Source organism: Coprococcus sp. AF99-45 (genome assembly GCF_027663865.1).
Classification (GTDB): domain Bacteria; phylum Bacillota; class Clostridia; order Lachnospirales; family Lachnospiraceae; genus Allocoprococcus; species Allocoprococcus comes.
In genome coordinates, this window is sequence record NZ_JAQDGZ010000042.1 from 1 (window position 1) to 5,533 (window position 5,533).

Annotated in this window: 9 protein-coding genes and 2 pseudogenes; 3 read left to right on the plus strand and 8 right to left on the minus strand. The window is 36.1% G+C overall.

All coding sequences use genetic code 11. The features are described 5' to 3' along the window. Positions 1–2: 2 nt before the first annotated feature. From PGR14_RS15675 to PGR14_RS15685, 3 genes and pseudogenes are all read right to left on the minus strand, one after another. Positions 3–146 (minus strand): TetR/AcrR family transcriptional regulator, encoded by a 144-nt coding sequence (locus PGR14_RS15675; RefSeq protein WP_330663487.1) that lies wholly within the window; start codon positions 144–146, stop codon positions 3–5. 138 nt (positions 147–284) lie between these two features. After that, a pseudogene (locus tag PGR14_RS15680) lies at positions 285–536 on the minus strand (CHAP domain-containing protein); the annotation flags it as partial. A gap of 56 nt (positions 537–592) precedes the next feature. Continuing rightward, positions 593–670, minus strand: a pseudogene (locus PGR14_RS15685) (hypothetical protein); the annotation flags it as partial. A gap of 37 nt (positions 671–707) precedes the next feature. Here PGR14_RS15685 and PGR14_RS15690 point away from each other — a divergent pair. The 3 genes from PGR14_RS15690 to PGR14_RS15700 all read left to right on the plus strand — a co-directional run bounded on the left by PGR14_RS15690 (position 708) and on the right by PGR14_RS15700 (position 2,131). Further along, positions 708–1,103, plus strand: coding sequence for a DUF6483 family protein (locus tag PGR14_RS15690; RefSeq protein WP_008370133.1), 396 nt, complete (start codon positions 708–710; stop codon positions 1,101–1,103). A gap of 54 nt (positions 1,104–1,157) precedes the next feature. After that, positions 1,158–1,472 (plus strand): DUF3784 domain-containing protein, encoded by a 315-nt coding sequence (locus PGR14_RS15695; protein WP_055249579.1) that lies wholly within the window; start codon positions 1,158–1,160, stop codon positions 1,470–1,472. Between the two features lie 149 nt (positions 1,473–1,621). Continuing rightward, the gene (locus PGR14_RS15700; RefSeq protein WP_055249581.1) at positions 1,622–2,131 is read left to right on the plus strand and encodes a helix-turn-helix domain-containing protein; all 510 of its coding nucleotides are present in this window, start codon (positions 1,622–1,624) and stop codon (positions 2,129–2,131) included. A gap of 86 nt (positions 2,132–2,217) precedes the next feature. Here PGR14_RS15700 and PGR14_RS15705 read toward each other — a convergent pair whose 3' ends face one another. The 5 genes from PGR14_RS15705 to PGR14_RS15725 form a co-directional block, all read right to left on the minus strand. Next, the gene (locus PGR14_RS15705; protein WP_023920558.1) at positions 2,218–2,391 is read right to left on the minus strand and encodes a hypothetical protein; all 174 of its coding nucleotides are present in this window, start codon (positions 2,389–2,391) and stop codon (positions 2,218–2,220) included. After that, a complete protein-coding gene (locus PGR14_RS15710; RefSeq protein WP_270223701.1) occupies positions 2,388–2,612 on the minus strand; it encodes a hypothetical protein in 225 nt (74 codons plus the stop codon). Before PGR14_RS15710 ends, PGR14_RS15705 begins: the two co-directional genes overlap by 4 nt. Positions 2,613–2,628: 16 nt before the next feature. Further along, positions 2,629–3,300: a reverse transcriptase domain-containing protein gene (locus PGR14_RS15715; protein ID WP_330663488.1), complete on the minus strand. Its 672-nt coding sequence runs from the start codon at positions 3,298–3,300 to the stop codon at positions 2,629–2,631. A gap of 490 nt (positions 3,301–3,790) precedes the next feature. After that, complete coding sequence (locus tag PGR14_RS15720; protein WP_055249488.1) at positions 3,791–4,525, minus strand: MerR family transcriptional regulator; 735 nt, start codon at positions 4,523–4,525, stop codon at positions 3,791–3,793. An 82-nt stretch (positions 4,526–4,607) separates the two neighbouring features. Next, positions 4,608–5,465, minus strand: a complete 858-nt coding sequence (locus PGR14_RS15725; protein ID WP_270223702.1) for a CPBP family intramembrane glutamic endopeptidase — start codon at positions 5,463–5,465, stop codon at positions 4,608–4,610. Positions 5,466–5,533: the final 68 nt, after the last annotated feature.

The following is a 5,533-nucleotide window of genomic DNA, read 5'->3' on the forward strand; positions in this document are numbered from 1 at the left end:
TACTAAATCTTGACATAGGACCAAGTTAATCCATCCAAATTATTTACAATATCCTGCAAAGATGTGTTTTCATATCCTTTTTCAAAAAATAACTTACTTGAAACTTCTAATATTTTTTCATATGTTTTTTCTGGATCTCTTCTCATATTTTCCATCCTTTCTTACATACCTTTGGTATGTTCATTATACTTGTTATATTTGAAAAAAGCAATCTCTTTAATGTACCCGATGGCTACTCAACTGAGCAGCTATCTTTTCGATTTTCCAGACACCGTCTGGAATTTTTAATATGCCGGAATACCGTATCCATAATAAATATTGCTACTTCCGACTGTGTACTGTCTTTGCTTGCAGGCATCGCTTGAGTTACCCTCTACGGTATAAACTGTGCCATTCTCGCATTTCTCTACGATACCAACGTGGTCTGTTGTACCGTCGCCCTCCCAATCGAAGAAGATAATATCTCCCGTCTTTGGTTCATAAGTGCGGCTTTGCCATTTCCCGTTTGACTTAAACCAGTTTGCACCGTCCACGCAAGGGTGTTCCATTCTCTGCCACAATCCTTACACTTCCACCAAGCCTTTCGATTGGCAAAGACCGTAACCTGAGTTGGAAGTAACGGATAATTTCTGTCCGACCACTCGGTAGCTATATCCGGCAGAAAAGTCATAGTTACAAAGTAAAATCGGTAGTTATGGAGGTGAAAAATGTATTTCACAGACGAAAAAGACTATATTATGCGAATGATAAAAGAAATGGTAAGAGTATTATTTTCTTTAATGTTTGGGAAAAAGTATGTTTCTGTTGAACTTGAAAAAGAAAATAAATATGAAGTATCAGGGAAAAATTTGAAAAATTTTCTTGATATGATTGATTCTGGGGAAATTAACGAAGCAGAGAATATACTTTTAGATAGCATTGATTATACAGACAGAAATGAGGTAATGGCAGCAGCTCTTTTCTACCAATACCTTAGTGAGAAGGATAGTGAGTTTTTGAAAAATAATAATTATACAAAAGAAGAAGTGATGTCTGGTTTTAAGCAATTACTTATGCAGTCAGGATATACTGATTTGCTATGTTTTGTCAAAGCTGAAGAGTAATGTAGAAAATTCAAAGAGATAAGAGTGATTGGCTGAAAGGAGAAATTGTATTATATGTTCTATATTGTTTTTGACTTTATGATGGCAGTGATTATGTTTTTGTTTGGAATGTGGTTTTATAAATCAGAAGGAAAAGCTACTAAATTCTTGTCGGGTTATAATATAAAATCAGCGGATGAACGAAAGAAATACGATGAGAATGCTATGTGTAAGGCATATGGAAAAAGAATGATGTTTATGTCAGTTCCTTTTATTATTGGAATAATCATAGATATCCAATATCAAGGAATAGGCTGTTGGATCGCATGGGGGATATGGCTTATTATGTTTGTTTTGTTGCTTATTGATAGACATAAAAGAGAACGTTAAATTCCCATTTATTGGGAAGTCGCAGAGAACGAAAAATCGAGATTTGTCTGTGAAAAGCCCGTGAATAAGCGGATGTTAATATGTATTGCTTGTGGCAACGGCTCTATTGAATATAGAATTGAGCTATCAAAAACAAGGAGGCAGAGATTATGCTAAATGAAAATATCAAAAGAATTAGAAAGTCAAAAGGGCTGTCGCAAGAAGAACTGGCAATTAAACTGAACGTAGTAAGACAGACAGTATCAAAATGGGAGAATGGTTTGTCAGTTCCAGATTCCAGTATGCTGATTATTTTGGCGAATGAACTGGATACTACTGTAAGTGAATTACTTGGAGAACCTGTAGCAGAACCGACTACCGATGATTTAAAGATTCTTTCTGAAAAATTAGAAGTTATTAATTTGCAGCTTGCAAAAAGAAGTATAACAAAGGTAAAAACGATTCGATGGATTCTTATTTCATTGTGTGCGGTTATAGTGGTAATATTTATCGCACTTGCATCTACGAATAGTTTTTATTTGAATTGGAATTACAATGATCCTGAGTTGGCAGTGGCAGGAACAATACTGCATGGGTTTGAATTCTTGTTTGTAAGACTCGCACCGATTGTTTTTTTGACTTCGGTGGTTGGAGTTGTGGTGACATATAAGAAAAGATAAATTCCAGTTTGTATGGATAATATTCCCATAAAAAAGACCGCTTGCACTTCGGTGTAGGCGGTCCTCTTATATTCTGGGCAATTTGATTAGATGAATAAATTATGCTTCTTCTTGGCTGCCAATACCTTGCAGAGAACATCATCCACTGCGTCAGTATATCTGCCTTGTTCGAGAAGCTCATTTTTCAGCCGGATAAGTGACTGAATAACTCTGCTCTGTTCTTCGGCTGTTAAGTAAATATGATATTTCTTTTCTCTCATTGGCTGTTCCTCCAGTTCTCAAATACGTTTCTGATAGTCCCGACATCTTCTTCCGTATCTGAAGTAATAAATATATGTACGCTTTGAAAGGCTGCTTTGATACGCTGAGCATAAGCGATTTCTGTTTCATTGGTTTTCATAGGCAACTTGATCCGTTTAATTCCTCTTTGCTGACAGAGATGTTCTTTTAAGATTTCCATATCTTCTGAACCGCTGTTCACTTCAATCGCCACCTGTTCAGATGTATATATTTGCAAGCATCGGACTCATTACTGAGCCTTGTGCCGAACCTTCCTCTGTTGGCTCGAATTTTCCTTGCTCCATTATTCCTGCTTTAAGGTATTTACGTATTAGCCACAATAAGTTCTTATCCTGTATATTCCATTCAAGGAACTTCATCATCCAATCATGGTCGATATGGTCAAAGAAACCTTTGATATCGGCATCTACGATATAGCTGATTTTTCCATAACTTATCCGTTGGTATACTTCTTTTATTGCTTCGTGACACCCCCTATTCAGTCTGAATCCATACATGCAGTTTAGGAATCTCGGTTCATAAATAGCTCCCAGTATTTTCTTCACTGCCATTTGTACAATCTTATCTTCATAGGAAGCAATCCCTAATGGTCGTTTCTTTCCATTTCCTTTAGGTATATATACCCTCAGTGACGGAAGTGGCTTAAAGGATTTGTTTTTCAACCTCTGTACCAGTTCCTTGATATTTCTATCAAGGTTCTTCCCATACTCATCCTTAGTTACCTTGTCAATTCCGACTGCTTTGTTCCCATCTAATTCCTTATGGCATTGCTTTAGCATATCTTCATTTATCAAGTGGTACACTGATGTAAATATAGGATGTTTTGATGTTGCCGATATCTCAGCTATTCTTACTAATTTCGTTTCCATTATTTCCTCCGTCCCTGAGTACGGATAATGTGTCCTCAGTAAGACCTTTACTATGCAATCCCCTTCCCTCCATCGGCATTGCCCGATTTCTACAGTACTATGGGATTGTCCGACCACCTACCATTCATTTGAAATCCTCCGTTTTCAGTTGCAACTTCATACTCTTCTTCGAGAAATGGCAGGTTCTCCCCAGTTGATGTGTATTCATAATGTAAAACATGATTGGTTCTCTGACTCCGCAGTGCCACATAACACTCGCCATATCGCATTATATGATATTGTCTTCCGCACCAGTTAAGACGTCGACCGACTGAAGTTAACGTTTCGAAGCTCAATCACTATTCAATCCTGCTTTCTTGCTGTCTACGCTTGTCAGATGCCGTTACCAGCATCATCCCAAGACTCGCTATTATCTGGTTGGCTAAACCTTGGATAAACCGGAATCCCACCGGCTTGACTACACACCCTTAGCTGGGCGCACAACTGGAATTTACCTTCTGCTCATATAAAATATATCAATAGCTTTACTTGCAAACTCTGCTGTGCCAACTCCTCCAACATCATCAATATTTTCCGTAAGTTCCCCTCCACCGGCATACATTCTTCCAAGACCGCATAAAATCTTATCAGAACATGTATAAAAATGATTTGTAATGTAATCCTGAAGTTTCCTTACCTGCAACTGCACCTGTTCATCTTCTGGGTCCATTTCTTTCATTTGTCCGAATTCAACAAATAATTGCATAAACTCATTTGCAACAGCAGCTTCATCGTCTTTCGTCCAGTTCTTTGTTTTCTCTTCAAACTCCTTATACTCAGAGGTTTCTCCCCATTGTTCTTTTGCTCGTTTAGAATACTCATCAATCTTTGTTGTATCAAATACTTTAAAATCCATATATTTCACTCCTATTCCTTTTATTCCTCGAGCGAAACTAATAAGATTTTCAAGATGCTCTTTTTTCATAGTTAGCAATTCAATCTGCTGCTCTAATGCTTTGTTCCTGTCAAAGTTATGGGCATCAATTATCTTTTTAATCTCCTTAAGCGGAAATTCCAATTCTTTAAACAGTAAAATTTGTTGCAGCCTTTCCAAGGATGTATCGTCATACAACCTATAACCTGACTCTGTATATTCAATAGGTTTTAAGAGACCAATGGTATCATAATACTGCAGAGTGCGTATACTCACTCCTGTTAATTTACTTACCTCATTCACTGTCATCATTGTCATTTCCTCCTCTCGATAAACATATCGTAAACTATTACGTTGCGTAGGAGTCAATAGTTTTTCAAAGAAATTTTCAAAATTAACAGCTTGATAAATCCCGATTTGTTTTTCTTGATTTAATCATAAAAAATGCTATACCAGCAACTATTATGTATCCAAACAATGAAATAACAGATGATTCAATTCCAAACTCACCACCTGTGATGGCGAAATCTTTTGAATTAAGTACATATGTCATTATAGAATATTTATCCATTTTTTCCCCAATAGCTAATCCTCCACCAATAATCACAACGTTCCAGATAGCATGAACTATTCCACTATTCCAAACTGAACCACTTTCTATTGCAATCATCGAAAACATAACGCCTACCATCGTTCCGGCGATAATTACTAATAAACAACTGCCTATTGAAAAATCCTGTCCAAGAACATGTACAATACCAAATAACATTGATGGAACAATTACAGCCACCTTAATATTCCATCTTTTCTTTAATGCATTAAGTATAACTCCTCTAAACACCATTTCTTCAACAAATCCAGCCGCTATTCCGGTAAATGCAACCCCTGCACTTAAAGTATTGAACATCTGATTTCCATTCATATTTGAGGATACATACTTACCGTTGAATATTAAAAGATAACTTCCTTTTATAACAAATGGTAATAATACAGCTATTAAAATCCATCTTATTTTAATAGCAAATTTAGGCATTCCGAAATCCGAAGTCGGCAATTTAATAATTTTGCTAATAAACATTTTCAGAATAAGATATGTCAATCCAGCATATATAATTCCAGCGATAATATTACAAATGCCAGTTGGAATTTTTATTATAACAAACATACTTGCAATGGATTGTGCAATAATCTGTGTGATTATTAAAATAAATATGGCAACAAATGATGTGCTAATTGCTTTTTTTGTACTCATTTTATTTCTCCTTTATAACTTTCGATTTGTATTTCTGTTTGTTTTAAAAAGGGGCTGTGAAAAAAGCA